Annotated in this window: 25 protein-coding genes and 1 riboswitch; of the genes, 17 read left to right on the top strand and 8 right to left on the bottom strand. The window is 40.1% G+C overall.

Features of this window, described 5'->3' with window-relative positions; all coding sequences use genetic code 11:
* Positions 1 to 27: 27 nt before the first annotated feature.
* Both AC3ISE_RS12420 and AC3ISE_RS12415 read left to right on the top strand, forming a co-directional pair.
* Positions 28 to 942, top strand: a complete 915-nt coding sequence (locus tag AC3ISE_RS12420; protein WP_489221209.1) for a glycine betaine ABC transporter substrate-binding protein — start codon at positions 28 to 30, stop codon at positions 940 to 942.
* Complete coding sequence (locus AC3ISE_RS12415) at positions 939 to 1,583, top strand: ABC transporter permease (protein WP_489221208.1); 645 nt, start codon at positions 939 to 941, stop codon at positions 1,581 to 1,583. The genes AC3ISE_RS12420 and AC3ISE_RS12415 overlap by 4 nt, the downstream gene beginning before the upstream one ends.
* 285 nt (positions 1,584 to 1,868) lie before the next feature.
* On the opposite strand, the gene AC3ISE_RS12410 is transcribed toward AC3ISE_RS12415, so the two are convergent.
* From AC3ISE_RS12410 to AC3ISE_RS12395, 4 genes are all read right to left on the bottom strand, one after another.
* Positions 1,869 to 3,284: a sodium:solute symporter family protein gene (locus tag AC3ISE_RS12410; protein ID WP_070875140.1), complete on the bottom strand. Its 1,416-nt coding sequence runs from the start codon at positions 3,282 to 3,284 to the stop codon at positions 1,869 to 1,871.
* A 38-nt stretch (positions 3,285 to 3,322) separates the two neighbouring features.
* Positions 3,323 to 4,654: an aspartate aminotransferase family protein gene (locus tag AC3ISE_RS12405; protein WP_489221207.1), complete on the bottom strand. Its 1,332-nt coding sequence runs from the start codon at positions 4,652 to 4,654 to the stop codon at positions 3,323 to 3,325.
* 85 nt (positions 4,655 to 4,739) lie between these two features.
* Positions 4,740 to 6,116 carry a sigma-54 interaction domain-containing protein gene (locus AC3ISE_RS12400; protein ID WP_489221206.1) on the bottom strand — a complete coding sequence of 459 codons (1,377 nt, stop codon included), beginning with the start codon at positions 6,114 to 6,116 and terminating at the stop codon, positions 4,740 to 4,742.
* A gap of 144 nt (positions 6,117 to 6,260) precedes the next feature.
* Positions 6,261 to 7,232 carry a magnesium transporter CorA family protein gene (locus AC3ISE_RS12395; protein WP_489221205.1) on the bottom strand — a complete coding sequence of 324 codons (972 nt, stop codon included), beginning with the start codon at positions 7,230 to 7,232 and terminating at the stop codon, positions 6,261 to 6,263.
* Between the two features lie 227 nt (positions 7,233 to 7,459).
* Positions 7,460 to 7,624, bottom strand: a riboswitch (M-box (ykoK) riboswitch).
* A 188-nt stretch (positions 7,625 to 7,812) separates the two neighbouring features.
* Between AC3ISE_RS12395 and AC3ISE_RS12390 the strand changes: the two genes are divergently transcribed.
* From AC3ISE_RS12390 to AC3ISE_RS12370, 5 genes are all read left to right on the top strand, one after another.
* Positions 7,813 to 8,196 carry a hypothetical protein gene (locus AC3ISE_RS12390; RefSeq protein ID WP_489221204.1) on the top strand — a complete coding sequence of 128 codons (384 nt, stop codon included), beginning with the start codon at positions 7,813 to 7,815 and terminating at the stop codon, positions 8,194 to 8,196.
* A gap of 706 nt (positions 8,197 to 8,902) precedes the next feature.
* On the top strand, positions 8,903 to 9,448 hold the full coding sequence (locus tag AC3ISE_RS12385; RefSeq protein WP_489221203.1) for a GrpB family protein: 546 nt from the start codon (positions 8,903 to 8,905) through the stop codon (positions 9,446 to 9,448).
* 271 nt (positions 9,449 to 9,719) lie between these two features.
* A complete protein-coding gene (locus AC3ISE_RS12380) occupies positions 9,720 to 9,965 on the top strand; it encodes a helix-turn-helix transcriptional regulator (protein ID WP_070875145.1) in 246 nt (81 codons plus the stop codon).
* Entirely contained in the window at positions 9,955 to 10,308 is a 354-nt protein-coding gene (locus tag AC3ISE_RS12375; RefSeq protein WP_489221202.1) for a DUF2178 domain-containing protein, read from the top strand. The genes AC3ISE_RS12380 and AC3ISE_RS12375 overlap by 11 nt, the downstream gene beginning before the upstream one ends.
* Before the next feature lie 105 nt (positions 10,309 to 10,413).
* Positions 10,414 to 10,476 (top strand): ATP-binding cassette domain-containing protein, encoded by a 63-nt coding sequence (locus AC3ISE_RS12370; RefSeq protein ID WP_489224331.1) that lies wholly within the window; start codon positions 10,414 to 10,416, stop codon positions 10,474 to 10,476.
* Positions 10,477 to 10,738: 262 nt separating this feature from the next.
* Here AC3ISE_RS12370 and AC3ISE_RS12365 read toward each other — a convergent pair whose 3' ends face one another.
* Positions 10,739 to 10,951, bottom strand: coding sequence for a hypothetical protein (locus AC3ISE_RS12365; RefSeq protein WP_489221201.1), 213 nt, complete (start codon positions 10,949 to 10,951; stop codon positions 10,739 to 10,741).
* A gap of 551 nt (positions 10,952 to 11,502) precedes the next feature.
* Here AC3ISE_RS12365 and AC3ISE_RS12360 point away from each other — a divergent pair.
* The 3 genes from AC3ISE_RS12360 (at position 11,503) to AC3ISE_RS12350 (ending at position 14,590) form a co-directional block, all read left to right on the top strand.
* A complete protein-coding gene (locus AC3ISE_RS12360; protein ID WP_489221200.1) occupies positions 11,503 to 12,039 on the top strand; it encodes a DinB family protein in 537 nt (178 codons plus the stop codon).
* A 415-nt stretch (positions 12,040 to 12,454) separates the two neighbouring features.
* Complete coding sequence (locus AC3ISE_RS12355; protein ID WP_489221199.1) at positions 12,455 to 13,555, top strand: DnaD domain-containing protein; 1,101 nt, start codon at positions 12,455 to 12,457, stop codon at positions 13,553 to 13,555.
* 150 nt (positions 13,556 to 13,705) lie between these two features.
* On the top strand, positions 13,706 to 14,590 hold the full coding sequence (locus AC3ISE_RS12350; RefSeq protein WP_489221198.1) for a peptidylprolyl isomerase: 885 nt from the start codon (positions 13,706 to 13,708) through the stop codon (positions 14,588 to 14,590).
* Positions 14,591 to 14,621: 31 nt separating this feature from the next.
* On the opposite strand, the gene AC3ISE_RS12345 is transcribed toward AC3ISE_RS12350, so the two are convergent.
* A complete protein-coding gene (locus AC3ISE_RS12345; protein WP_489221197.1) occupies positions 14,622 to 15,110 on the bottom strand; it encodes a hypothetical protein in 489 nt (162 codons plus the stop codon).
* Between the two features lie 185 nt (positions 15,111 to 15,295).
* Between AC3ISE_RS12345 and bioB the strand changes: the two genes are divergently transcribed.
* Positions 15,296 to 16,294 (top strand): biotin synthase BioB, encoded by a 999-nt coding sequence (gene bioB / locus AC3ISE_RS12340; protein WP_489221196.1) that lies wholly within the window; start codon positions 15,296 to 15,298, stop codon positions 16,292 to 16,294.
* Between the two features lie 169 nt (positions 16,295 to 16,463).
* On the opposite strand, the gene AC3ISE_RS12335 is transcribed toward bioB, so the two are convergent.
* On the bottom strand, positions 16,464 to 17,648 hold the full coding sequence (locus AC3ISE_RS12335) for a M14 family zinc carboxypeptidase (protein WP_489221195.1): 1,185 nt from the start codon (positions 17,646 to 17,648) through the stop codon (positions 16,464 to 16,466).
* A 321-nt stretch (positions 17,649 to 17,969) separates the two neighbouring features.
* On the opposite strand from AC3ISE_RS12335, the gene AC3ISE_RS12330 reads away from it, so the two are divergent.
* The 3 genes from AC3ISE_RS12330 to AC3ISE_RS12320 all read left to right on the top strand — a co-directional run bounded on the left by AC3ISE_RS12330 (position 17,970) and on the right by AC3ISE_RS12320 (position 19,649).
* The gene (locus AC3ISE_RS12330) at positions 17,970 to 18,839 is read left to right on the top strand and encodes a cation diffusion facilitator family transporter (protein WP_489221194.1); all 870 of its coding nucleotides are present in this window, start codon (positions 17,970 to 17,972) and stop codon (positions 18,837 to 18,839) included.
* 30 nt (positions 18,840 to 18,869) lie between these two features.
* Complete coding sequence (locus tag AC3ISE_RS12325; RefSeq protein ID WP_489221193.1) at positions 18,870 to 19,166, top strand: hypothetical protein; 297 nt, start codon at positions 18,870 to 18,872, stop codon at positions 19,164 to 19,166.
* A 135-nt stretch (positions 19,167 to 19,301) separates the two neighbouring features.
* Entirely contained in the window at positions 19,302 to 19,649 is a 348-nt protein-coding gene (locus tag AC3ISE_RS12320; protein WP_489221192.1) for a hypothetical protein, read from the top strand.
* 234 nt (positions 19,650 to 19,883) lie between these two features.
* Here the strand turns inward: AC3ISE_RS12320 and AC3ISE_RS12315 are convergent, their stop codons facing one another.
* On the bottom strand, positions 19,884 to 20,789 hold the full coding sequence (locus tag AC3ISE_RS12315) for a LysR family transcriptional regulator (protein WP_489221191.1): 906 nt from the start codon (positions 20,787 to 20,789) through the stop codon (positions 19,884 to 19,886).
* 257 nt (positions 20,790 to 21,046) lie between these two features.
* Here AC3ISE_RS12315 and AC3ISE_RS12310 point away from each other — a divergent pair, with 257 nt between their 5' ends.
* The 3 genes from AC3ISE_RS12310 (at position 21,047) to AC3ISE_RS12300 (ending at position 25,950) form a co-directional block, all read left to right on the top strand.
* Positions 21,047 to 22,861 carry an assimilatory sulfite reductase (NADPH) flavoprotein subunit gene (locus AC3ISE_RS12310; protein ID WP_489221190.1) on the top strand — a complete coding sequence of 605 codons (1,815 nt, stop codon included), beginning with the start codon at positions 21,047 to 21,049 and terminating at the stop codon, positions 22,859 to 22,861.
* Positions 22,862 to 22,887: 26 nt separating this feature from the next.
* Positions 22,888 to 24,606 (top strand): assimilatory sulfite reductase (NADPH) hemoprotein subunit, encoded by a 1,719-nt coding sequence (gene cysI / locus AC3ISE_RS12305; protein WP_489221189.1) that lies wholly within the window; start codon positions 22,888 to 22,890, stop codon positions 24,604 to 24,606.
* A gap of 267 nt (positions 24,607 to 24,873) precedes the next feature.
* Entirely contained in the window at positions 24,874 to 25,950 is a 1,077-nt protein-coding gene (locus AC3ISE_RS12300; RefSeq protein ID WP_489221188.1) for a DNA alkylation repair protein, read from the top strand.
* The last annotated feature ends 457 nt before the right edge of the window (positions 25,951 to 26,407 follow it).

Below are 26,407 nucleotides of genomic sequence, written 5' to 3'. Positions count from 1 at the left end.
AAATAAGGGAACACAAGGAGACATTTAATGAGGAAAGCAATTATCATATCTGCACTGGCAATTTTCATGGCGTGTGCCTCGATTTTATCAGGGTGCAGCTCAAAAGAAACGATAAAAATCGGCGCTGCCACTTATACCGAAACAAAAATTATGGCCGCGATTTATAAAGAACTGATTGAGGATCGGACAGATTTAGCCGTTGATATTACACCTGATCTGCTTTCAAATCCTATGATTTTAAAATCGATGAGCAGAGACGACCTGGATATGGCGCTTATGTATTCCGGGGTCATTTTCAGCAACTTTTTCCCGGTGAAGCAAACGACAGACCGAAAAGAGGTTCTGAAGCAGGCACAGGAAGGCTTTGATAAGCACTATGATTTTACTTGGTTTGACCCGCTGGGATGGGAAAATACTTATGCTCTCACTGTTCAGGAACAGACTGCAAAAGAAATAGGTCTTCAAAAGGTATCAGATTTGAAAAAAAATCAGGAACAGATGAAATTCGGCGTCGATTCCTCTTGGATGGAACGTAAACAGGATGGTTATCCTGCCTTTATCAAGCATTATGGTTTTGACTTCAAACAATCTTATTCAATGGATATCAATTTAGTCTATGAAGCCGTTGCGAATGACCGGGTGGACGTTGTTCTTGCTTATTCAACTGACCCTAGGCTGATTCAATATGACTTAAAAACTTTAGAGGATGACAAACGGTTTTTCCCTCCTTATGATGCCTCAATGGTTGCACGAAATGAGGTATTGGAGAAACATCCTGAGCTTAAGCCGATTATGAATGAACTGATCGGAGAGATTGATGAGGAAACCATCACGAAGCTCAACTACGAGGTTGATATAAAGAACCGCAACGAACGGGAAGTGGCAAGAGAATTCCTGACGGAAAAAGGCCTCCTGAATAACGAATCGGAGGGAACGAAATGACATTTCTTAAAGAACTATTTACTTATATGGGCGAAAATATGGATTTGGTGCTTCTTTATACCGGACAGCACCTGCTCATGGTCATCATCGGGGTAACGCTTGCATTGATCGCAGGAACGCTCCTTGGCATTGTGTGCAGCAGGTACAAGAAGCTTGCGCCCGTTATTTTATCAGTGGCGAACATAATCCAAATAGTACCCAGTCTGGCACTGCTGGCGCTGCTGATGCTATATTTCGGACTTGGGTTCTATACAGTTGTCATTGGATTGTTTCTCTATTCCCTGCTGCCGATCATCCGGCATACCTATGTGGGACTCGAGCAGGTCGATTCATCTCTGACCGAAGCCGGGCACGGGATTGGCATGACCTACATGCAGCTTCTGACAAAGGTGCAGCTGCCGCTTGCCATGCCATTCATCATGGCTGGATTAAGAATTGCTGCAGTCATCGCAATCGGGGTGGCGACCCTTGCGCCATTTGTAGGCGGTGACGGGCTCGGACGTGAAATTTTCGCAGGAATCAACTCCAGGAATGACATTCGAATCTATGTCGGTGCCATTCCAGCTTCCATTCTGGCGATTCTTGCAGATATCGTTTTAGGACAGATGGAGAAGAGGATGAGTGTGCGGACAGCGAAATAAAAAGAAAGGCTCTTTTCGTACACTTTGTTGCTTTTAGACTAGATGTTCAAAACCATTAGTGGATTGTAGCGGAAGGAACTTGACTCCTGCGGGAAAATAGAGCGAAATGGAAGACCCCGCAGGCTCGCCGAGGAGGCTTCCACGCTCCCCGCGGAAAGCAAGTTCCTGTAGCGGAAAGGAACGGACAACATTTATAATTAAAAACAACAATCTATGCGAAAACAGCCAAAAGAAAAGAAGATCAACTCCTTTGAGGGGCTGATCTTCTTTTGATTAATCGTTTCGTTATAATTGCTTTGTCTCTTTCAAATACTCCACATTGCTTGTTTTCTTTCTATAGTTCGTCATGTAAGAGATTCCGACTAATACGATAAATCCTGAAGACATTCCGTAAATAATCGGGTTTGTCGATGTAAGACCTTCAAAAAACAAGCCGGCAAGGACAACGACCGTGCTGACCAAAATCGAATAAAAACCAGCATTCGGCGTCGCTTTTTTCCAGAAGAAGGTCATGACGAGCGGGATAAAGATAGCACCTGACAAAATAGCGTAAGCGACATCTAAAGCCACTAAGACATCCTGAATCCAAATCGAAAAGGTAATGGCGATTAAACCAACGATCAGCGTCGTGATTCTGGATGCTCTCAAAAGTTGTTTATCGGTCATATTTTTCATGAAATACTGCTTTAAAATATCATTTGTTATAAGCGTAGCTGACGCCAGCAGCGTTCCAGATGCTGTTGACATTAGAGCTGAGCAGACACTTGCAAGAACAAGTCCTAAAATTCCGGCGGGAAGGATGGCAATTGCCATTTCTGCAAAGGTGTTTTGCGGATTGCTGATAGACGGGATAACGATAAATGCACACATACCGATGATGCTTCCCGCAAGAGCATAGGCTATGCTGTAGAACCCTGCAAAGATGGAGCCGCTTCTGGCAATTTTATTTGATTTAGCTGTAAAGACGCGCTGCCAAATATCCTGTGATACGACCATGCCCAATGCATAAAGCAGGAAGTATTGAAAGATTTGCTGATAGCCGATTGATGCAAAACTGAAGTGAGTCTGAGGAAGCTGTGTCAAGAGATTTCCCCAGCCATCCGCTTTTGAGATGCTCATCGGCAGCATAATGAAAAAGATTCCGATGGTCATCACAACAAATTGAATGATATCCGTAACTGTTACACTCCACATTCCGCCAAGGATGGTGTAGAAAAGGACGATTCCGCCGCCAACAAGCATGGACGTCGTGATGTTCCAGCCGAGAAGGACGTTGATGATGGCGCCCATTCCAATTACTTGAGTTACTGCAACCATTAAGGTATAAATGGCAGCTACGATAGCACTTAGCAGACGTGTTTCTGATGTATATCTTTTTCCAAGCAGCTCACTGATGGTTGTGATTTTTAATGAGTCGATTTTTTTAATGAAAATAGTACCTAGAATTATGATGCCAAGACCAATCATGGTCACAAACCAGATTCCTGAGATTCCATAAATATAACCAAGTTTAGCTGTTCCGATTGTTGCAGCGCCTCCAAGAATAACGGCAGAGAGACAGCCGAGATACATGAACATTCCGAGATTCCGGCCGGCAAGGTTGAAATCTTCCGATGTTTTTGCCTTTTTTGAACCGATGACCCCTACACCTATTAAAACAGCAAAATACACTAAAACCACGAGCGTATCGATCAGCTGCATATGAAAAACCTCCTTTTTTTATTGAACTGGAAGAATGGTTAAGAATTCAGCAATGCTTTTGTTGAACGAGAGCTTTGGTACTCATAAACGGCTTCTTCTAATACGCTTAGGCCATGATCAATCTCTTCCTTGCTGATGGTGAGCGGAGGGATCATCCGTATGACCTCGCCATGATTTCCGCATAAATAAAACAGCACTCCTTTTTCCAGGCAGCGGTCTAAAATGGACATAAGCGCTTCCCCGTCCGGTTTTCCTGTTACAGGGTCAACAATTTCAATCCCGATCATCAGACCGATGGCGCGCACACTTCCGATTACAGGGGAGGTTCTTTGCAAAAATTTCAGCTTTTCCACTGCATATTTGCCCATATTTTTGGAGTTCTCAATGAGTTTCTCTTCTTTCAGCACTTCTAAGGTTGCCAGTGCAGCTGCGCATGCAATCGGGTTGCCTCCGAACGTCGTGCCGTGACTGCCAAGCGGCCATTGCTGCATTAACTCTTTAGACGCTACTGTAGCACTTAATGGAAGACCTGAAGCAATGCCTTTGGCAATAGCCATAATATCCGGCACAACATCAAATGCTTGCGCGGCAAACCATTCGCCGGTTCTGCCGAAGCCTGTTTGGACTTCATCAAAAATAAGGAGAATACCATGTTTGCTGCAGATTTCCCGTATTTTTTTCAGCCAGCTTTTGGGAGGGACGATATATCCGCCTTCGCCAAGGACAGGCTCAACGATCATGCAGGCGACTTCTTCCGGTGTTACTTGATGATTAAACAGGGTTTCAAAATCCTTTTCTAGTTTCTCCGTGCAATAAACCTCTGGATCAGCTCCTTTTGGACATCCTGATACATCAGCATAAGGAACTTGATAAGCAAGTCCGTTCGGCTGCAGAAATTTACGGTATTTGCTTTTAGAGGTTGTAACACTTAATGCGCCAAGCGAACGGCCATGAAAGCAGCCGATAAATGAAACAACGTATGGTCTTCTGGTGACATGCTTCGCTAGTTTTATCGCGCCTTCAATTGCTTCCGTTCCGCTGTTGGCGAAGAAAAAACAATCGAGATTTTCAGGGAGAACCAGCTTTAATTCCTTTGCGAGCTTTAAAATCGATTCGTACATGATGACGCCTGATGGTCCATGCATCAGCTGGTCTGCGGCATCTTTGATGGCTTGTACTACTTTCGGATGTCTGTGTCCTGTGTTGGCTGTCGCAATTCCGGATGTAAAATCCAAATATTTTCTGCCGTCCAGCCCATAGTAGTAGCAGCCTTCCGCCTTTACAACTGGCAGATTCGGGTGATCCTTCGCCATGCTCGGTGCTAATAAATCCGGCATTTCTGCAACTAAATGACTCCAATTCTTCTCCATCTTCATCCTCCTTGATCAATCCTGCATCATGTTTAATAAGTAATCTGCTTATACTTAAACACTTGCAAGAACCGTGCCAAGAGAGTTAAAGAATGTGATGTTTTTTCATTTTTCTAACAATTGATGGCTGGCTGATGCCAAGAGCCTCTGCCATGCGTACTGTGGTTTTATATTTTTTCCTGGCTTTTAATAGAATTTGCCTTTCCACTGCATCCATCATTTCTGATAAGGTCTGATGTTCATCTATAGGGAAGGGAGAAGGCGGAACAGCAGCTTTTATGTATTCCGGCAGATGGTCAACGGTTATTAGTGAAGAAGGAGAAATCACAACCAGACGCTCCAGAATATTAATCAATTCCCGGACATTGCCTTTCCAGTCGTAGTGCAAAAGGTGATGTGTGACAGCTTCATCGAGCGTCTTTTCCTTCTTGTATTTTTCTTCAAATTGTTTTAGAAGTAAATGAATGAGCGGTACAATGTCTTCTGTCCGCTGTCTTAGCGGGGGAATGGTGATCGGCACAACGTTCAATCTAAAGTACAGATCCTCCCTGAATAATTTTTCTTGGATAGCCTGCTGTAAATCTTTATTTGTAGCGGAAATGAGCCTAAAATCAACGTGAATTGGCTTTGTTCCGCCAACTCGGTAAAACTGCTTTTCTTGAATGACCTTCAATACTTTTACCTGATGTGCAAGAGGCAGCTCGCCAATTTCATCTAAAAAAAGAGTTCCTCCATCAGATAGTTCAATCAGGCCGATTTTGCCTTTCCGATTAGCCCCCGTAAAGGATCCGCCTTCATAGCCAAACAGCTCTGCCTCTACCAGGGTATCTGGTATAGCCCCGCAATTAACCTCAATGAATGGTCCATTCTTTCGTTCACTTTTATTATGTATAAATTTTGCAAGCAGGGATTTTCCTACTCCCGATTCTCCAAGTATCAGTACATTAACATCGACTTCAGAAACTTGAATGGACGTACTGATCACCTTCTGCATCGCTTCACTTTTTGCAATGATCCCCGCATCATATAGCTGTCTGCTCCGCAAAAGATCAAGCTCGGTTTTTACCCGTTCCATTTCTTCTTCCATTGTGACAAGAAAATTTTTGTAGTCTGCAAGTTCCGTAATATCGTGTGAATAGCTGACTACTCTGTAGAGTTCGCCTGCTTCATTGTAGACAGGGATGCCTGTGACCAATAGCTTTTTTCCTTTATTCGTTGTTTGAACAAACGTAATTTTTTTCTTCTCTTTTACAACCATTGGAGTCAAAATAGGCGTGAACAGCCCTTGTGCCTCTAGATCATAGACGGATTTTCCAATTAAACTATCAGACTCAACCCCATAGATTTTCCCGGTAAACTCACTCACTTTTAAAATAATTCCATCTAAATTCGTTACAAGAATATCATCCTTCAATGAGTGGAGAATTTGTTCATTTTCATTCCAGTTCGCCCTAGCCGTCATCTAAATTCATCCTTTCAATGAATGAATATAAGAAAAATTATTCATATCTGAATATTTATTCATTTTTGAATAATTATAGCAGGATTCTAGTTGAAATCATATACTCGAATAAAAAAGACGACAGCAAATGAGCTGTCGCCATGGTTATAAGAGCTGTTTATTTTTAAAATATTTCCACATTCCAAATGTTAATAGAATAAGAAACGAGAAGATCATGATTGTTGCAAAAGGTGAGTCCTGATAGGGAAGCGGAACGTTCATTCCAAAAAAACCTGTAACAAATGTTAATGGGAGCATAATGGTTGAAATTAACGTCAAGACATTCAGTTTTTCTGATGACTTTGCATTAATAATAGAGTAGTAGGTATCTAGAGCACTGTTTACTAAGTCTCTGAACGTTTCAGTTGAGTCGACAATGCGTTCTAAATGGTCAATTAAGTCTGTATAGAAAGGAACATTTTCTTCTCTAATATCAAATTTCCATTTTCCATCAACATTGATAAAGATTCTCCGCTGGGGGAGTATGACTCTTCGGATTAAAATGATGGTTCGTTTTAAGGCGAGAAATTCCTCGGTTACACCGCGAATTTCTTCATCATAAATCTCATCTTCTAATTCATCAATCCTGATTCCTATTCGGTCAAGGATTGGGAAATATTCATCTGTTATACCGTCAATAAGCGTGTATAAAAGAAAGTCAGCGCCTTTATTCATATATTTAATGTGTTTAGAGCAAATTGCGTCCATTTGACCAAGCCACTTTAATTTGTGCTTATGAATCGTTACGACATAATTAGGGCCGACAAAAACGTTTAATTCAAGGGTCGTTATTTCATTATCGCTTTCCTCGTTGTACTGGAGAGCGTGAAAGACAAAGAATTTATAATCCTCGTAGTTATCCATCTTAGCCCTGGGGCTGTCATGGAGACAGTCTTCAATAGCCAGATGGTGAAAATCAAATATTTTTGCGACTTCATATAATTCGCTGCTCTGTACATCATACATATCAATCCATAGTAAGCTGTCTGAATGGATTAAATGGTTTTTAATTTCATTCATTTTGATATCAGAAATCATTTCCTGTGCATCGTTTTTATAGAGATACGTTTTAATCATGTGTATACACCCCGTAAAAAGTTTTATTCTACGAGGCAATCGTGCTCGCTTAGATCATCTTCGGCAGGAAAAGAGGAACTGGTGCACACTGGTTGCCTCATACTAATGCTGTCTCTGTTTTCATCTGCCGGATTAGGGTCATCTGTGCCCATTGTTTCCTCACCTCCATTTTAAAAGGCCCCTTTCATATGAAAGGGGCCATTAAAAACATAAAAAAGCAAGCTTTTAATGTCTCCCCTTGTTTTGAGTTTTAGCACTGTACAGCATAGGATCATACCAGCTGCATTAAGAAAAACCTTAATCCGATTTTTCCTGTTGACCCATTGGCGTCTCTCGACATTTTTGGGCAGCAGCGTATCTCTATACAGGAGCCTCACCTAACAGAAGACTTATTTAACTATAGTCACTATATGAAACATTACATTAAGTGTCAAACCTTTTTTTCGTATTCCTTTATTTCAAAATTCACTTGAATATGGCTTTATCTCTAGGCCATGACTATCTTTTAAAGGCAGATTGAGAATTGATAAATAGGTAATGGAAATACTATATTTGATCTTATATGAAGGAGAATCGAGTAATGCTTAAATGTCTGACTGCTTTGGTTTTAATGATATCTCTTGTGTTTACACCAGTTGGAGACAGCGTGATGAATAAGAATACATCTTATGTTAGCGCGAAATCTTTTAAGGGAGGAAAACGCCGCTATAATCCTAACAGCAATTACAATCAGCCTGATGCTCCCCGTTCAAACTTTAGGAATCGCAGGACCAATCCTGCCAGGGGAGGTATCATGAGAGGATTGCTCTATGGAGGGATTGCAGGACTGCTTCTGGGAAGTATGCTTGGCCATTTAGGTTTTTTAGGTGGAATCTTGGGACTGTTGATCAACTTATTTGCTATATTCTTATTCATTATGGTGATCAGAAAAGTCATTCGATTTTTTTTCACCCGAGTAAATTAAGTTAACGGGTTATTTATTGGAGGAGAAATATTCAATTTGAAGGAAAATGTAAATGAATTTGCAGAGATATTCGCACACTATTGAGCAATTAATATGGTGTGCTTTTTCGTATATATTTGAGTCAGGAAATTGGCCAATTATGTTAAAATGGGAATATCAGTTATTTTATTAAAGGGCAGGATTGTTGAATAAGCACGAGTGGTAAAGGTAAGAAAATGACATATGGAGTAGGAGAAAGTATGAAAATGAGCAAAAGCAGATACAGGAGATCTATTAGAGGTATATTCAGGGAAATTAGAAGTGAATTATTATTTGAATTGCTATGGAACATCTTAACTTTTATTCCAAGAATGATGTTCCGGTTAATAAAAAGCATTTTTAACCACTATTAAACAATTGGGGGCTTTAATGGAATAAGAAAAGGAACTCAAATCTCAGCTTAAGTAGTTCAGATAACGTGGAGAAATATAAATAGCATAGGAAGTCGAGTATGAAATCGCAAAGGTTTTATACTCGATTTTTTTATTGATATGAAAGGGTTCTCCTGTTTTCATTGCCGAATAAACAAATGAAATAGCATACGAATTAGCGGATTGAGAACAGTTATTGTCAATCCGCTATTCTGGGTGTGATTATAGTAGAGGAATTGGTCTTGTTCCGTTCAAGGGGAATGTTTGTTGAATAAAATAATAGGGGGATAGAATTAATGGACAATAGTAATGAACATAAAAACATTCCAATATGGGCATTTGAAACAATTGAGATAAAAAATCCAGACCCTTTATGGAAGGATAAAGGTATTCTGGAGAGAGAAGAACTATACAATATACTTTCAGCTTTTGGTGTTAATCAAGTGGAACATATAGGAAGTACAGCAATTCCTAAATTGCCAGCTAAACCAATTATCGACTTAATGGCTTCTATTCAATCATTTGAACTAATCAACAAAATAGCGGAAAACCTATCTTTACACGATTGGCATTATGTACCGCCCGAATTAGATAAGCAGATTTGGAGAAGATTTTTTGTTAAAGTGAAGAAAAATAAACGAGTAGCTCATTTACATCTAATGCAAGAAGGAGAAGAACGTTGGGAAAAACATCTTCAATTTCGAAATACATTAAGAGTTAATGCATACCTTGTAGAGGAGTACGCTAAAATTAAGAGACAATTAGCACTAGAATATAATAATGACCGTGAGGGATATACAAAAGCAAAAACAGAATTTATAAATAAGGTGCTATTCAACTAAAGGGGGATACCAGAATGAATATTATCACCCGACTGCACCACTCTAACCGTTTTTTGCACCACTGAATATCATAAAATGCCCCACCAAAAACCATAAATTACACTAGTTCGATATGTGAACCTGACGGAATCATGAATTTCGTCAGGTTCTTTCTGCATTCTGGCTCTTGTTAAATCAAATTAATCCAAGCGAAAATAAAGTTATTTTATAATTTTGTATAAGTTTACTTTGCTTTTTGTAAAAATTAGTTTATAATTTGATTCAAGAGGTGATGGTCGTGAAGAAAGATTTTGGTGATTCAATATCAAATAAGGTTTATGAATATCGTGTACTTGCCAGAATGTCTCAGCAAGAATTAGCAGAGAAGGTCGGGGTTTCCAAACAAACCATCTTCGTAATGGAAAAAGGAAATTATGTTCCGACTCTGCTGTTAGCTTTTCGAATTGCCGAATTTTTTAAAGTTGATGTAAACGATATTTTTACTTATGTGAAAGGAAATGATCAAAATGAAAATTAATTTTATCTCAGATATCCATGACTCAATTTTTCATTCTTTAAGGTCCTGGGCTGAACACTCTCCGGGTAATTGGAATATCCTCATTGGCAGCGGTTTTGTATTGCTTTTAGTAGGAGGGATTCTAACCTACGTATTTCAAAGAAAAATGGGTAAAGCTGACGAAAGAACAATGCACATATTTTTAAAAAGTGCCCTCATAATGTTATGGGCAGTAATTTTGTGCGACATCATTTTCCCGAAAGAATATATGTGGCAAATTTTCATCTTATTTAAATATTCTCTTGCATTCCTCGCTTCAGGAATCTATCTAGCTGTTCGATATAAAAAAGATTTTTTTAACTAAAGAACTGAACGGGAGGATTGGGAAATGCTTGTAAACTCCATTACTAAGAAATATAGTGGCTCTGTAGTTTTAAAAGATCTCACTTTAGATTTCAACTAAGAAGAAATCGTTGGTCTGATTGGAAGAAACGGCGCTGGCAAAAGTACCCTGATGAAGATTATAACGTAAACCATTCAAAGCTATGATGGATCAGTTGCAGATAATCATCAGGCAGGGTACTTGATAGAGGAACCAAAGCTATTCACTTTGATAACTACTATTAGAAAGATTTCGGAGGCTACATTTTAAGAAGCCACCAATCACTGTGTTTGAATGATTGGTGGCTTTTTTATATGCGGTAGTTCAATTTATGGATAAGTGGTATATTTCACGATATTGAATGGTACAAAAGATGGTTAGAGTGGTGCAATCAAGCGGAAGTTCCTCATAATTAGCTTTTTTCACCAAGGTCAATTATTTTTCTTTCAATAAGAAACACTGAAATTTCAAATGCTTCTATTCGCCTTTTGGCTAAGGTGATCTGAGATTTATATCTATTAGAATTTTCTTTAGCTTCAAAAGTTTTTACTGTTTCTCTTAGTTTGTTAAGAGTTGAGTCAATTTGACGTTTTGCTTCAACTAAGTCAGATACCTTAATATCCATCTGAATACATCCCCTTTTATAGCTTAATGATTGTTAATTTTATTTACTGACATTCAGAATAATATAAGATATCGGATATTCAGAAGACTGTCAAAGCTTTATCTCATCTTCTATATATCTCGACTTCAAGTCTTTAACTAGTGGGGGGGGCGATTGCTTAACAAAGTGTCGACTCTATTACTAAAGAGCAGGATTCTGGAATAAGAGCTTCCTATATTTAATCCACAAAAAGACCAGATTGTAGAATAACATCTTCACTGAGTTGGTTTGTCAGGGGAGTTGTTTTATTATTAAACCAATCAAAAAAATAGGCTCTTTTCGTAAATGTTGTTGCTATTAAGCTAAATGTTTAAAAAAATGAGTGGAGCGGAAAGGAACGGACACCATTTATCATAAAAAACGACATTCTATATGAAAACAGCCAAAAAATAAATATAAAGGAGTGATGGAATTCCTTTATCTTGTTTTTAGAAACCGACTGGCCCCTGTGAGGATGTTTTAGCTATTCCAATATCTGAATATTAATAATTTGAAGTGAGGGGAGAAAGCAAATGAACCTAGAACTGATGGATATTTTCCGCATGGAATTTGACTTTTGTTGGGATACTGAGACCTGGTTTTTACCTTTAGAATCTGCTCTTGAGGGTTTAAATTCCACAGATGCAAGCTGGCAGCCCCCTGGAGGAGGGAATACAATTTGGCAAACTGTGAACCATCTAAATTATTACAACGCCCTGCTTGTTAGCCAAATCAATGACACAACACCGAGGAAAAAGGCATCTAATAACAAGGCCACATTTGGAGATATCGGGGAACCAGCAAATTCTAAATGGAAAGCAATCTTGGCAGAGAATACGTTTGGAGACAGTGGGGACCCGGAGGATTCTGAAAAATGGATGGCGGTCTTGGCAGAATCACGTCTAATTTGTGGAAATTTGCGAAAAGCATTGGCGCAAATTAATGACAGTCAGCTGGAAGAGGAACATGTTGGGGTTCTGGTTCGTCAAATTTTGCACAACGTATACCATTTAGGGCAAATTGTATTAATTCGCAAACAGCAAGGTTCTTGGCCAAAGGAGCGGGAATAATTTGTATATACCGCTATAGGGCGTAATTCAGTATTGGATTGCGCTCGTTATTCATTAAAGAGGGCTATTGCGGGATTAACCATCTTTATTATTATTGGCTCGGAGTACACAAACTCTGAGCCTTTTTTGTCTTCCAAGGATTTGCTCTGGGAAAAATTCGCAAGGATATTTACATAACTTTTTCAGCTCATTTTGCAGAGTATACATTAAGTTTTTCCACCACTACTAAACACCTTACAATTTGCACTGCTGAATATTTTACAAGACTGCTTTAAAGCTCATTTTCTACTGTATTTTGTTGTTTCTCCCTCAAATCGGAACCCGTTCCTTTTAAAATAAGTAAGTTTTTTATGCTACTCAAACGGTTCTCAGATGTATAAAGAAATAGGTAGAATTTTGCATTTGGGGTGACAGTATGAGCTCAACTTTACTAGTAAATGATTATGTGATGATGATTCAGCCAAGTTTAGCCTGTCAAATTGGATTAAAAGAAAGTATCCTGCTGCAGCAGTTTCATTTTTGGCTGCTCAGATCAGAAGAGAACATCGATGATACAGCCTGGGTTACCAAAACATATGAAGAGCTGCAAAAAGAATTTCCTTTCTTATCGCTGATTACAATCAGACGAACACTTCAAAAGCTCGAAAATCTAAAGCTGCTGAATGTTAGCGGAAATGGGTGCGGAGCAAAGGCCAAACAATATACCATTCAATATGAAGAACTGAACAAATTGATTATGGAACAAAATGAGCAGCTGATTGAAACAAAAAGAGGACAAGAAGACAAAACGAGCACCTCCTGCAATCCAAATAAGCAGCTGGTTGAAGCAATAAGAGTACAAGAAAACAAAATGAGCATCTCCTGCGATCAAAATGAGCAGGTGGATGAGACAAAAAGAGTACAAGAAAACAAAATGAACACCTCCTGCGATCAAAATGAGCAGGTGGATGAGACAAAAAGAGCACAGGAAGACAAAATGAGCACCTCCAGTGATCAAAATGAGCAGCTGATTGAGACAAATAGAGCACAAGAAAATGACAAAATGAGCAGCTCTTTCTTTAAAGAGAATTTAAAGATATTAAAAGAAAAAGAGAATAAGATCATTGAATTCTTTGAAGAGAATGGATTTGGAGAATGTAAACCGGAAATTGCTGAAAGTTTGCTTAAGTGGCAAAACGATTTTGAAGACAGCATGATCATCAAGGCGTTAAAGACAGCTAAAGCCTATAATGCGACCAGCTGGAGATATGCAGTGAAAGTTTTGTCAGACTGGAAGCTGAAGAACATAAAAACACTCGATGATGTAAGAGAGCAACAAAGAACTGGCATCAAAAGAAATCATCCGAAAATTATTCGGAAAGAACCTGCTCCAGACTGGCTCAAAGAACAGGTGCAGCAACCTAAAACAGATCAGCCGGAAGATGACAAAAAAGAGAGTGTGCAAGCGCTTAGGGAACGGATTGAACGATACATAAACAGAGAAGAAGAGGAAGTACCGTACAAACTATTTCATTAGAACACAAAACGCTTTGTTTAAAAAAAGATTGAAAAACAGCCTGATTTAATAGCTTCTTCTCGGTTTGTTCATAGTTTATTCATATTTGGACGATATCATTGGATTTATGTTCAGCAAAAGAGAAATTACAGGATAAAAGGAGATTTGTTCATGAAAAATGTTTTGAAAAATAGGCTAACTTACGCTTTTCTAATGACTGGGTTTTTAGGTGTTGGAATCGGATGGGGCATTCCCTATGCCACTGAGGAGGCCGTCGCAAGTGTGAATGGTGAAAAAATCAGCAAGGACGAGCTGTATAGTCTTTTAATCGATCAGGGCGGGACGCAGCTTGTTGATTACTTAATTACCGAAAAAATTATTGAGCAGGAGTCAGATAAACAAGACATTACGATTTCAAACGATGCCGTAGAAGAAGAATATCAGACGGTCATAGCGTCCTATGGAGGAGAAGAAGCTTTTATACAGCAGCTTGAGACAAGCGGCGGCACCGCCCAAGATGTAAAAAAAGATCTAGAAACAAATTTGAAAATCGAAAAGCTTCTCGAGCCGGAAATTAAGATTTCAGAAGACGAAATGAAGACCTATTTTGATGAAAATAAAGAAAGTTTTGCAGAGTCGGAGCAAGTAAAAGCAAGTCATATTTTAGTAGAAGACGAGGCAAAGGCAAAAGAAGTGAAAGAAAAGCTTGATGGCGGTGCAGACTTTACAGAGCTCGCAAAAGAGTATTCAACAGATACGTCCAACAGTGAAGACGGCGGTGACTTGGGCTACTTTGCAAAGGGTGAAATGGTTGCTGAATTTGAAGAAGTTGCATTCGCGATGAAAGAAGGAGAGATCAGTAATCCTGTAAAAACTGAATTCGGCTATCACATAATCAAATTTGCAGATAAGAAAGCTGCGGCAGATGCAGCCTTTGAAGATAAGAAAGAAGAGATAAAAGAGACATTATTTGATCAAAAGATGCAAACGGCGTATACAGCCTGGCTTCAGGAGAAAAAAGAGGAATACGATATCAAAAATACACTGGAAAGCTAAGAAAAGAGGGGATATTCCTCTTTTTTCTTTGTTAAGCATTAATAGTTCGAACAAGAAAAATAACCAAAATATGTATGAAAATCACCATTAAAATCATATTTTTCCAATTTACAACGATGCGATTGTTTTTGGACTGCACAACTCCCATCGCAACAATATTCCAAAACCATTTTTTGTCTCTCCACCTTGATTTTTCAGCGGTTATGCCGTTTGTTTCGTTCTTTAGGTTTTCCCTTCGCGCCCACAATAAGACGATGACAATGTCTGCTATAGAACCAGCTGTAACTGCAAGGATTGCCGTTTCATTTGAGACTTCAAATAGAAGAGTCTTCTTTTCTTTAAGTTTTTCTTTCTCTTCATATTTTTTCAGTTCTTCTGTGAATTGAAGAGTGGAATCTTTGTGATCTTTTACGGAGGTAAAATGGACCGCCATAAAAATCATCCATCCAAGCAAAGCCAAATAAATCATAAAAAAGGCCAGAGTTTTTATGAAGGATGTATTCAAATGCTGTTTAAACATGTATTAACCTCCTAAATAATCCTAGTATTATCTAATTTTAACATTTAAATAAGAATAGATTAGATGGCAGATTTGAACAAAAAGAAAACCTTTTCATCATTTATGTTAACGATAATAAAAAAAAGTTGACATAAATCCCCCGCATTCTTTACCATAAAAGAGAAGGAAATGATGGAGGGATTACCATGGACTGGCTAACACTTGCAAACGACGTAGTAAATGGGAAAGAATTAACTGAAGAAGAAGCACTGAGTATCTTAAACTCTGATGATGATGAACTATTAAGTTTGCTTCAAGGTGCGTTTACGATCCGCAAGCATTATTACGGGAAAAAAGTAAAGCTGAATATGATCATCAATACGAAGTCAGGTCTTTGTCCGGAAAATTGCGGGTACTGTTCACAGTCGAGTATTTCAAAGGCGCCGATTGAAAAGTACCGCATGATGGACAGAGAAAGCATTCTTGCAGGAGCAGAGAGAGCTTATAATTTGAAGGTTGGCACTTACTGCATCGTAGCAAGCGGAAGGGGACCATCTGAAAAAGAACTGGATACAGTTGTATCTGCAGTAAAAGACATAAAAGACCAATATGGACTTAAAGTATGTGCTTGCCTTGGTCTATTAAAGCCAAATCAGGCCACACGATTAAAAGAAGCGGGGGTCGACCGCTACAATCACAATATCAATACATCAAAAGAACATCATGAATCGATCACTACATCCCATACATATGATAACCGCGTTGATACGATCGAAGCCGTCAAGGCTTCAGGAATCTCACCATGTTCAGGTGTCATTATCGGCATGAGAGAAACGAAAAAAGATGTCGTCAATATGGCATACAGCTTAAAAGCATTAGATGCAGACTCAATACCTGTAAACTTTCTTCATGCGATTGACGGCACACCGCTTGAGGGGACGGACGACCTTGATCCGCGTTATTGCCTGAAGGTACTTGCGCTCTTCCGTTTTATTAATCCGACAAAAGAAATCCGCATTTCAGGGGGACGTGAAGTGAACCTTCGATCCCTGCAGCCTCTTGGGCTTTATGCTGCGAACTCAATTTTCGTGGGAGATTATTTAACAACTAAAGGCCAGGAAAGTACAAGCGACCATGAAATGCTGAAGGATTTAGGATTTGAAGTAGAGTTTGATTTTGAAGAAAATGAAGCGCTGTCTGTATAAAAAATGGTCCCTTCCAAATGGAGGAGGGACCATTTTTTTCACAATTACGGTGAATTATTTTCGAAAAACTGCGAATGAAAACGGAATGAGCTCCAATTAATTTTGAAACCCCGCGAATAAATTCCGAAACCCCGCGAATAAATTCCGAAAAACCGCTAATTCAAATCGATTAATAAGTTGATTCTGGAATCGCTTCATACTTTTCAGGATCAAGCGTATAAACAGATTCATCACTTACACCGCCAATAATACCCATTAAACCAGTTTCCACTGTTTTAACAAGCATGCCTTTTTGTTTTTGTCCAAAGTTCTGTGTTTGTCCTTTTACTTCAAATAGGACAGTTCCGCTTCCATTTAAAGCGAATGAACCTAATGCTGTTCCCGGCAGATCAAGATTTTGCTGGTAAAGCGAGATATTTGTAAAGACAGAATCACCTTTTGCCTGAAGGGCCTCATAGGCGGCAACATTCAGCTGTCTAGAGAAATCATAGTTGTACTCATTTGCAAATTGAGCATATTTTGCTCCTTCAGCCGAGCTTGGGTCTGGAACAAACTGTGCAGAGATGGACATTGTTGCGATTTCACCAGTGTCGCCTACATATGGAAAGCCTTGATGATGAAGATCCATGAATACATCGACTTTACCGAACTCTGCCTGCAGATCTTTATACACGTCTCTAACTGTTTGAGCTTCAGGTGTTATGTACCATCCCGGTTTGTTGGAAGCGCCAGGGAAATCAGCAGCATTTGGCACGTAGTTTAAGTCAGGGTGAAAATCACGGTTGACATCAAATCCAGGGTTAGACGCATAGTCATCACCTTGCAGGAGTCTCGTGTAATAGTTCCATGAAGGTGTGGCTGAACTTAATTGCGGGAATCTTTCCACGACCTCTGACCAGCTTAAATCATTTCCTCTTCTGTCTAATTCAGATGCATCTACATTCATCATTGGAATGGCGACGATCGTCATCTCTTCGCGGATTTTCTTAGCTTCAGCCGAATTGCTTGAACCGATGTTTTGGAGAGTATTCAATAATGCAACGGTTCCTGTTTTTTCATTTCCATGAATTTCACTTTGAACGAGCAGAACCTTGTCTCCTTCACCGACTCTGGCCGTGTAGATTTCACGCCTCTGATTTGTATAGCCTGCCACATCTACTGAAACTCTTCCGCTGCTGCTCTGCTCAATTTGAGTCAGCCTTTGCTTAAGCTCCGCATAATCAATAAAACCCTGTGTTGAAAGTGTTTCCCCTGCAGATGGTTTGGCGGCTTCCATGTTTCCTGCCTGCGGGAAGACAAGAACTGAAGCTAAAACAGCGGTACCTAAAATCTTCGTTAATGCACTCTTTTTCAATCCAGTCACCTCATTCTGATTAGTTGTACTACAATCAGAATTTTCTGCAAAAAATCCGCCAATCCTTTGTATAGTGACAAAAATGACGCATTAGTTCTACAAGATTCTTCAGTTTTTTATCTCTGCCATTCTATTTTCCTAGTAAACAGAAGTTCTTTCGCCTCACGAAATAAAAGGTTTTCTGAAGGAAGAAGTTTTAGCTGGAGTAAACTTTTTTTCACTGCCGTTACTATTGTTGAATTGTGAAAAAAGGTTGCTGTAGACCCACTCAGTCCTTACTTGGTAAGATGTTCAAGGAATGAAAAAGTGGAGGATTTTTGGATGGAACAACAAAAATATGCGGATTTAAAACTGGGAGAGCGCGGCGCCGTCATAAGCATCATCGCATACCTGTGTTTATCTGCTTTAAAACTCATGATTGGATATACAGCCGATTCAGAAGCCTTAAAGGCTGATGGATTAAATAATGCGACCGATATCGTTGCTTCAATCGCCGTCTTAATAGGTTTAAGACTATCTCAAAAGCCGGCAGATCAGGACCATCCATATGGGCATTGGAAAGCGGAAACGGTGGCTTCTCTCCTGGCCTCATTCATTATGATGGCAGTAGGGCTTCAAGTTTTATATGGTGCGGCCATGTCTGTTTTTGAAGGAAAACAGGAATCACCTGATCTCATTTCAGCCTGGACAGGGGTTTTCTGTGCAGTCATTATGTATTTCGTATACCGCTATAATAAAAAACTCGGTGAGAAAATCAAAAGCCAGGCAGTAATTGCAGCTGCAAAAGATAACCTTTCAGACGCATGGGTCAGTATTGGAATCGCAGTCGGCATTATTGGATCGCAATTTTCCCTTCCTTGGCTTGATCCACTTGCTGCTGCAGTTGTAGGATTTCTGATCTGTAAAACAGCCTGGGATATTTTCAGAGAAGCCTCTCATCATTTAACAGACGGATTTGATGAGCAGGAAATTCAGGCGTTTAAAGAAACGACACTCTCGCTGTACGGGGTAAAAGGCGTAAAAGAAATTAAAGCAAGAAACTATGGAAACAATACAGTCGTAGACATTGTCATCCTCGTCAATTCCAATTTGGATATAAGGGATGCACATGATATTTCAACTAAGGTTGAAAACATTTTAATGAACAAGCATGATGTGTACAATGTACATGTTCACGTGGAACCGAATTGAATTTTTTTATATAAAAAGGAGGGAGAACCTTTGGATTCCATACTGCTTACAAATTTGATCCGTATTGGCGTGCCGATTATCGTCATCGCAGCATCCATATTCTGGACAATGAAAATGTCTTACACAAGAAGGCTGATTCCTCCAGTTGCGCTCGCCATCCTTGCTGCTGCTGTGTTCCTTGCGCCATATATTCTTGAATGGATGAACGGCAATGATCGGGACTTTGAAACTGTTCTATTTACAATTTATATCACGCTTACTTTGATGCTCAGTTCTGTATTGAGTTTGATCACAGCTTTATTTGTTAAGAAAAAAGAGGCGAATTAAATAGTGAACTAAACAGACACTTCTGCGGAGAAGTGTCTGTTTAGTTGTTTAAATAATAATATCGGATCAAAGAGGAAATCATCTTTAAAATCGAGAACTATACAACTAAATAGATTGAATAAAGGGGGCTTCATAATGAGAAAGAGGATTCTTCTTATGACCTTCATCAGCATCTTCTTAGTTGGTTGTTCCGGAACGAAATCTTTTGAAGGACGAATCAGTGATATTAAAAAGGGGTATTTTGAAGTGGATTGTTCTAATGAGGTGCTGAAGAATGAAAAGAACGCGGAATCAGCCGGGTACCCTTGTACAGTTAAGCTGACAGATCAAACGGTTTTTACCGACAATCATGGCAAAAAGCTGAAGGCTCGCCATTTCACGACAGGATTGGATATTAAAGTTGTTTTGGCCGACCGGAAAAAAATAAGCAAGAGCAAGGAGAGCAGGACCATAGATGCCAGTGAGATTGTCTTGCTTAACTGAACATGAAACATGCTTCTCTTTTGGACGTGCCAATAAAAAGAGAAGCATGTTTCATTTAAACCGATTGATTATTCTTTTGTTTCCTAAAATAAGAAACCGCCAAGACAAAGAGAACTTAGTGGAAACTCCCCTTCAATAAAACCAGCGATTATTTCAACAATTAAGGCACCCAATACAATCATAAATACGCGAAGAACTGAGTTTTTTATCAATCATTGCACTACATGCTCATATTTAATTCCTTTTTTTCTTTTCATTTGGCCATTTTTGCTGCAGGGCATTTATAAAGGTTTTAACAATTTTTTTATCTTCAATGACAGGTGAATAAATATATGACAACGTTCGAGTGAAGCTCTGATTTTTCATTTTTATAATAGAAAGGTTTTGATTTTGTACGTCTCTTTCAATGACACTTTGGGATAGAAAAGAGAGACCCATGCCGTTGATGAGAGTTTCCTTGATTCCTTGATTGCTGCTTATTGTGAGAAGCGATTTTACTTTTAATCCGTTAGTCCGGATCACATGGTTGAGGAATTCGCGTGTGCCTGAACCTACTTCTCTTGTGACCCAAGGCTGATTTTGCAGATCTGCGAATGTCACCTGATCTTTTGATGCGAGCTCATGATTTTTGGAGGAAACAATAAATAGCTCATCCTGCATAAACGGATGGACAGAGAGCTCTTTTTCATTTGTCTGTCCTTCTATCAGACCGATATCTACTTGGTGCATCCGGACAGATTGTATGATTTCTTCTGTGTTTCCAATGAGAACCTGCAGTTCCAGCTCCGGGTATTCAGTTTGAAGGTCAAGGAGCAATGAAGGCAAAATATATTCGCCGATGGTAAAACTCGCGCCAATTTTCAGTTCTCCTTTTATAGAATTCTGATGCTCGAGAATATCCTGTCTTGTTTGTTCGTACAGGGTAATCATCCGTTTTGCGCGATCATATAAAATCTCGCCTGTCGGAGTAATCTGCAGGAATTTTGGCGAACGCAAAAATAACGTTGTCTGAAATTCTTTTTCGAGATTTTTAATATGCAAGCTAACGCTCGGCTGCGACATGCGGAGATTTTCGGCCGTTTTTGTAAAGTTCTTGATCTCTGCAAGGGTCACAAATGTTTTTAACGCGTCATAATACAAAAGAAGCCCACCTTATGATTAGTAATCTTAATGATAACAATAAATTAAATGTATTTTACTAATTTTCTGTTTTCGGGTAAAGTAGAAATAGTATTTTTTAATGGAGATATTGGTAAATCGTTATGTATCATTTTACCCTAAAAACCAACTTAATTTATAGGGATAATCGAAATGATTCATTCTTTCTAAAAAAAACTGGATGTTTACTTAAAAATGATGTGGAAAAAGTGTTAAATTTCTTTGTGAGGTGGAAAACGTTGCAACTTCAGGTAACGAACAGTCCGTTCAGTCAGGAGCAGGCAGAGCTCCTTAACCGCCTTCTGCCAACACTGTCGGAAACACAGAAGATCTGGCTGACAGGGTATTTGACAGCAGCCCAGTCTCAGTCGCTTCAGACAGCACCCGAGACTCAATCATCAGCACAAAGCAGTGAGGCAGCCGTCTCTAAAGAAGTGACCATTTTATACGGATCACAAACAGGCAATGCTCAAGCTCTTGCTGAGAATGCAGGCAAAACCCTTTCTGAGCACGGTTTGAAAGTGACGATCTCGTCGATGAATGATTTTAAGCCGAATCAACTAAAGAAAGTTAAAAATCTGCTTATCGTAGCAAGTACACATGGAGAGGGCACACCGCCGGATAATGCGCTCTCGTTTCACGAATTTCTTCACGGCAGACGCGCGCCGAAGCTTGATGACCTAAGCTTTTCCGTTCTGTCTCTTGGTGACAGCTCGTATGAGTTTTTCTGCCAGACTGGCAAGGACTTTGATCAGAAGCTTGAAGAACTTGGAGGCACACGGATTCATCCGCGCTCAGACTGTGATCTTGATTATGATGAACAAGCAGCAGAATGGCTTCAGGGAGTTCTTGGCAGCTTAAAGATTGAGCAGGGAGGAAGTCAGGAATCATCCGTACAGACATCCTCTTTACAGGTTACAGAATCCATATATTCCAGAACAAACCCGTTTCATGCAGAAGTGCTTGAGAATCTTAATTTAAACGGACACGGTTCAAATAAAGAAACCCGCCACCTTGAGCTCTCTCTTGAAGGATCCGGTCTTTCATATGAGCCTGGTGACAGTCTAGGCGTATATCCGGAAAATGATCCTGCACTGGCAGACTTACTGATTCAGGAGATGAACTGGGATGCTGATCAAGAGATAACCGTAAATAAAAATGGGGATGTCCTTCCGCTTAAAAAAGCACTTATATCTCATTATGAAATCACGGTTTTAACAAAACCTTTACTTGAGCAGGCAGCCAAGTTTACTTCCAATGCGGAATTACAAGAGCTGACATTGCCAGAACAAAAAGAAAAATTGAAAGCATACATGGAAGGACGCGATTTGCTTGATTTGCTAAAAGATTTCGGACCTTGGAATGCATCCGCAGAAGAATTCGTTTCGATTCTAAGGAAAATGCCGGCCCGTCTTTATTCGATTGCAAGCAGCTTATCGGCAAATCCCGATGAAGTCCATTTGACAATTGGCGCAGTTCGCTATGAAACGCATGGGCGAGAGCGAAGCGGCGTCTGCTCGATTTTATGTGCAGATCGGCTTCAGACTGGTGATACCCTTCCGGTATTCATACAGCGGAACCAAAATTTTAAGCTCCCTCAAAATCCGGATACACCGATCATCATGGTTGGACCTGGAACTGGGATCGCGCCTTTCCGTTCTTTCATTCAGGAAAGAGAAGAAACAGGGGCAGATGGAAAATCGTGGCTGTTCTTCGGTGATCAGCATTTCGTAACAGACTTCCTTTACCAGACAGAATGGCAAAAATGGCTTGAAAACGAAGTGCTGACAAGAATGGATGTTGCGTTTTCCCGCGACACGAATGAAAAAGTTTATGTGCAGCACCGTATGCTTGAACAGAGCAAAGAATTATTTAAATGGATCCAAGAAGGAGCGGCTGTTTACATCTGCGGCGATGAGAAAAATATGGCCCATGATGTCCATAACACTCTACTTGAGATTATTGAAAATGAAGGCGGCATGAGCCGTGAAAAAGCAGAAGAGTATCTTGCAGATATGCAGCAGCACAAACGCTATCAGCGTGATGTTTACTGAGTTTAGATGGAAAGGGGTATTTCAGCATGGTGAACAAACTATTAACAGCGCCGGATGGCCCGCCAAGTGATGTAGAAGATATTAAGGAAAGAAGCAATTATTTGCGCGGCACACTGAAGGAGGTCATGCAGGACCGGATCAGTGCCGGAATTCCTGATGACGATAACCGGCTGATGAAGCATCACGGCAGTTATTTGCAGGATGACCGTGATCTTCGAAATGAGCGTCAAAAGCAGAAGCTTGAGCCTGCTTATCAATTCATGCTCCGCGTCCGCATGGCGGGCGGTGTGGCAAAGCCTGAACAATGGCTTGTCATGGACGATCTTGCCCAAAAATACGGAAATGGCACGTTAAAGCTGACTACACGCCAGACCTTTCAGATGCATGGCATCTTAAAATGGAACATGAAGCAGACGATTCAGGAAATTCATGCTTCAATGCTCGATACCATTGCGGCTTGCGGCGATGTAAATCGGAACGTTATGTGCAATTCGATTCCTTATCAATCACACATTCATTCTGAGGTGTATGAATGGTCAAGAAAATTGAGTGATGATCTGCTTCCGCGGACGAGAGCGTATCACGAGATTTGGCTTGATGAAGAAAAAGTAGCAGGAACCCCTGACACAGTAGAAGTTGAGCCGATGTATGGCGCGCTGTACTTGCCGCGGAAATTTAAAATCGGGATTGCAGTCCCGCCTTCAAATGACATTGATGTCTTTTCACAGGATCTTGGCTTCATTGCGATCGTTGAAGAAGGGAAGCTCACAGGTTTCAATGTAGCAATCGGCGGGGGAATGGGAATGTCCCACGGCGACAAAGCAACGTATCCGCAGCTTGCAAAAGTGATTGGTTTCTGCTCACCTCATCAAATCGTTGATGTTGCTGAAAAAATCATCACCATTCAGCGGGATTATGGAAATCGTTCTGTGCGCAAAAATGCCCGTTTCAAGTACACAGTTGACCGCCTGGGGCTGGATGCGGTAAAAGCAGAACTTGAAAACCGCCTGGGATGGAATCTTGAAGAAGCTAAGAGCTATCATTTTGACAATAACGGTGACAGATATGGCTGGGTAAAAGGAATGGATGGCAAGTGGCACTTTACTCTTTTTGTAGAAGGCGGACGTGTAGCAGATTTTGATGGCTACCAGCTGATGACCGGTCTTCGTGAGATAGCAAAAGTGCATAAAGGTGATATCCGCCTGACGGCCAACCAAAACTTAATCATCTCCAATGTTTCAAGCCATCAAAAGAAAAAGATCAGCGATTTGATTGATCGATATGGTCTCACTGACGGAAAGCATTACTCTGCCCTGCGCAGAAGCTCGCTTGCGTGTGTAGCCCTGCCGACATGCGGTCTTGCAATGGCTGAAGCAGAACGCTACTTGCCGGTGCTGATCGATAAAATTGAAGCAATTGTCGATGAAAACGGCCTCAGAAACGAGGAAATCACGATTCGCATGACCGGCTGTCCGAACGGCTGTGCGCGCCATGCCCTTGGAGAAATTGGTTTTATCGGCAAAGCGCCAGGAAAATACAATATGTATTTAGGTGCAGCTTTTGACGGCAGCCGCCTGAGCAAAATGTACCGTGAAAACATCGGGGAAGAAGAGATATTAAGTGAACTTCGTGTCCTTCTGTCACGCTACGCAAAAGAACGGACTGAGAAAGAGCACTTCGGAGACTTTGTCGTTCGAGCGGGAGTTGTAAAAGCTGTAACAGATGGAACAAATTTTCATGATTGATAAAAGACAGGGTCTTCCTGTCTTTTTATTATGGGAATGAAAACTGGCCTTGGGTTCCTGAAATCCAGTATCCATGCGAGCGGAATGCTGCCTCAAAAACCGGGAAAGATTTAAATTCATATCCTCACAGCAGAGAAAATCTCTCAATACCATGAGCGTTTTTAACTTTAATAAGGGAAAAAGAAATGACAGAGAAACATTGAAAACGAATGTACGTTCGTGTATAGTGGGTTTAGATAGTACTCCCTATAAAAGAAGGTTGAAACGATGGCTGAAGCACTTAAAAATATTTATAATGAGGCTTTTATTGAAAGGTTAATTTCTGCTATAGAACAAGAATACCCTTTATTTGATTCCGAACAGTTCCGGACACTTTTTTTTGAAGATGGCTGGGAGGATTTAGCGTTAAAGCAGCGGATGAGAAAGATTACAGTGGGCTTGAAACATTCCCTGCCTGATGACTATGAGGAAGCTCTCCGGATTTTATATAAAATTGCACCGCAGTTTAGCGGCCTTGGAGGCATCATTTTCCCGGATTACGTTGAACAATATGGTTTGCAAAATTGGGACAAATCCATGCATGCCTTGGCGTACTTCACTGAATTTTCCACATCAGAATTTGCAGTCCGCCCCTTTTTACTAAAAGATCCAAAGCGCATGCTTGAACAAATGCTGACGTGGTCCACTCATTCAAATGAGCATATAAGAAGACTTGCGAGCGAAGGGAGCAGACCAAGACTTCCTTGGGGAACAGCGGTTCCTTCAATAAAAGAAGATCCACAGCAAACATTGCCGATTTTACAAAACCTGAAAAATGATTATTCGTTATATGTCCGCAAAAGTGTTGCCAATCATTTAAATGATATATCCTATACCCACGCTGACATTGTATTAAGAATTGCAAAAGAATGGAGCGGAATGGATAAAAAGTCGGATTGGATCATCAAACATGCCTGCCGCTCATTGCTGAAAAAAGGAAACAGAGAAGCCCTTGCCTTATTTGGATATGCCGATGACAATCCAATAACAATTGACCGCCTAACTCTCCATCCTGATGCAATCCAGATTGGAGACAGCATTCAAATGACATTTGAACTTTCATCAGACAGCACGATTCCTGTGAGACTAGAATACGCGATTGATTATGTGAAAGCCAGAGGACAGCGTAACAGAAAGGTTTTTATGCTGAAATCAACGATCATGAAGCAGGGAGAAAACCACATCATCTCAAAAACTCATCATTTTAAAGACTTAACAACAAGAAAGCATTATAAAGGAATACATATGTTGTCGATTATCGTAAATGGTGTGGTAAAAGCGGAGAAGGATTTTATGGTTGGATAATATCGATAAATAAGTTCGCTGCCTGCAAAAATAAGAACGATTTCTGGCAATAAATGAAGTAAGTAATTTAGTAATGTTTTAGAGATTATAGGAGCCAGCCTTTGATTTGATAAAGGCTGGCTTTTTTTGTAACGGGTTCTGTTCAGAGGTGCAAAACATTAAAACAGCATATTAACTAACACAGTGTTTACTACGCCTACTAGCAGTATAACTGGTGTGTTTTATCTTGTGAAATAACCTGTACACGTGATCTGCCTAGCATCTTTTGCAGAGTAAATAAATTTGACATTATCTCTTTTGAGGAAGATATACAAGGGGATTTTTTTATTGATACCGACACGGACAGAATATATACTCCATCATATTGAGCAAAATCATACAAACACCTTATTCACAATCGGGGGCGTTAACCTAAGAAAGATTAACGCTCTTCTTTATCAATAGTTCAAATATCTAG

Source organism: Metabacillus sp. KH_069, from assembly GCF_057838075.1.
This window is presented reverse-complemented; position numbering and strand designations above follow the sequence as displayed.

Excerpts from the sequence above, each read along its gene's own strand:
- AC3ISE_RS12420 (WP_489221209.1), top strand. The coding sequence starts at position 28 with ATGAGGAAAGCAATTATCATATCTGCACTGGCAATTTTCATGGCGTGT.
- AC3ISE_RS12415 (WP_489221208.1), top strand. The coding sequence starts at position 939 with ATGACATTTCTTAAAGAACTATTTACTTATATGGGCGAAAATATGGAT.
- AC3ISE_RS12410 (WP_070875140.1), bottom strand. The coding sequence starts at position 3,284 with ATGCAGCTGATCGATACGCTCGTGGTTTTAGTGTATTTTGCTGTTTTA.
- AC3ISE_RS12405 (WP_489221207.1), bottom strand. The coding sequence starts at position 4,654 with ATGGAGAAGAATTGGAGTCATTTAGTTGCAGAAATGCCGGATTTATTA.
- AC3ISE_RS12400 (WP_489221206.1), bottom strand. The coding sequence starts at position 6,116 with ATGACGGCTAGGGCGAACTGGAATGAAAATGAACAAATTCTCCACTCA.
- AC3ISE_RS12395 (WP_489221205.1), bottom strand. The coding sequence starts at position 7,232 with ATGATTAAAACGTATCTCTATAAAAACGATGCACAGGAAATGATTTCT.
- AC3ISE_RS12390 (WP_489221204.1), top strand. The coding sequence starts at position 7,813 with ATGCTTAAATGTCTGACTGCTTTGGTTTTAATGATATCTCTTGTGTTT.
- AC3ISE_RS12385 (WP_489221203.1), top strand. The coding sequence starts at position 8,903 with ATGGACAATAGTAATGAACATAAAAACATTCCAATATGGGCATTTGAA.
- AC3ISE_RS12380 (WP_070875145.1), top strand. The coding sequence starts at position 9,720 with ATGGTCGTGAAGAAAGATTTTGGTGATTCAATATCAAATAAGGTTTAT.
- AC3ISE_RS12375 (WP_489221202.1), top strand. The coding sequence starts at position 9,955 with ATGAAAATTAATTTTATCTCAGATATCCATGACTCAATTTTTCATTCT.
- AC3ISE_RS12365 (WP_489221201.1), bottom strand. The coding sequence starts at position 10,951 with ATGGATATTAAGGTATCTGACTTAGTTGAAGCAAAACGTCAAATTGAC.
- AC3ISE_RS12360 (WP_489221200.1), top strand. The coding sequence starts at position 11,503 with ATGAACCTAGAACTGATGGATATTTTCCGCATGGAATTTGACTTTTGT.
- AC3ISE_RS12355 (WP_489221199.1), top strand. The coding sequence starts at position 12,455 with ATGAGCTCAACTTTACTAGTAAATGATTATGTGATGATGATTCAGCCA.
- AC3ISE_RS12350 (WP_489221198.1), top strand. The coding sequence starts at position 13,706 with ATGAAAAATGTTTTGAAAAATAGGCTAACTTACGCTTTTCTAATGACT.
- AC3ISE_RS12345 (WP_489221197.1), bottom strand. The coding sequence starts at position 15,110 with ATGTTTAAACAGCATTTGAATACATCCTTCATAAAAACTCTGGCCTTT.
- bioB (WP_489221196.1), top strand. The coding sequence starts at position 15,296 with ATGGACTGGCTAACACTTGCAAACGACGTAGTAAATGGGAAAGAATTA.
- AC3ISE_RS12330 (WP_489221194.1), top strand. The coding sequence starts at position 17,970 with ATGGAACAACAAAAATATGCGGATTTAAAACTGGGAGAGCGCGGCGCC.
- AC3ISE_RS12320 (WP_489221192.1), top strand. The coding sequence starts at position 19,302 with ATGAGAAAGAGGATTCTTCTTATGACCTTCATCAGCATCTTCTTAGTT.
- cysI (WP_489221189.1), top strand. The coding sequence starts at position 22,888 with ATGGTGAACAAACTATTAACAGCGCCGGATGGCCCGCCAAGTGATGTA.
- AC3ISE_RS12300 (WP_489221188.1), top strand. The coding sequence starts at position 24,874 with ATGGCTGAAGCACTTAAAAATATTTATAATGAGGCTTTTATTGAAAGG.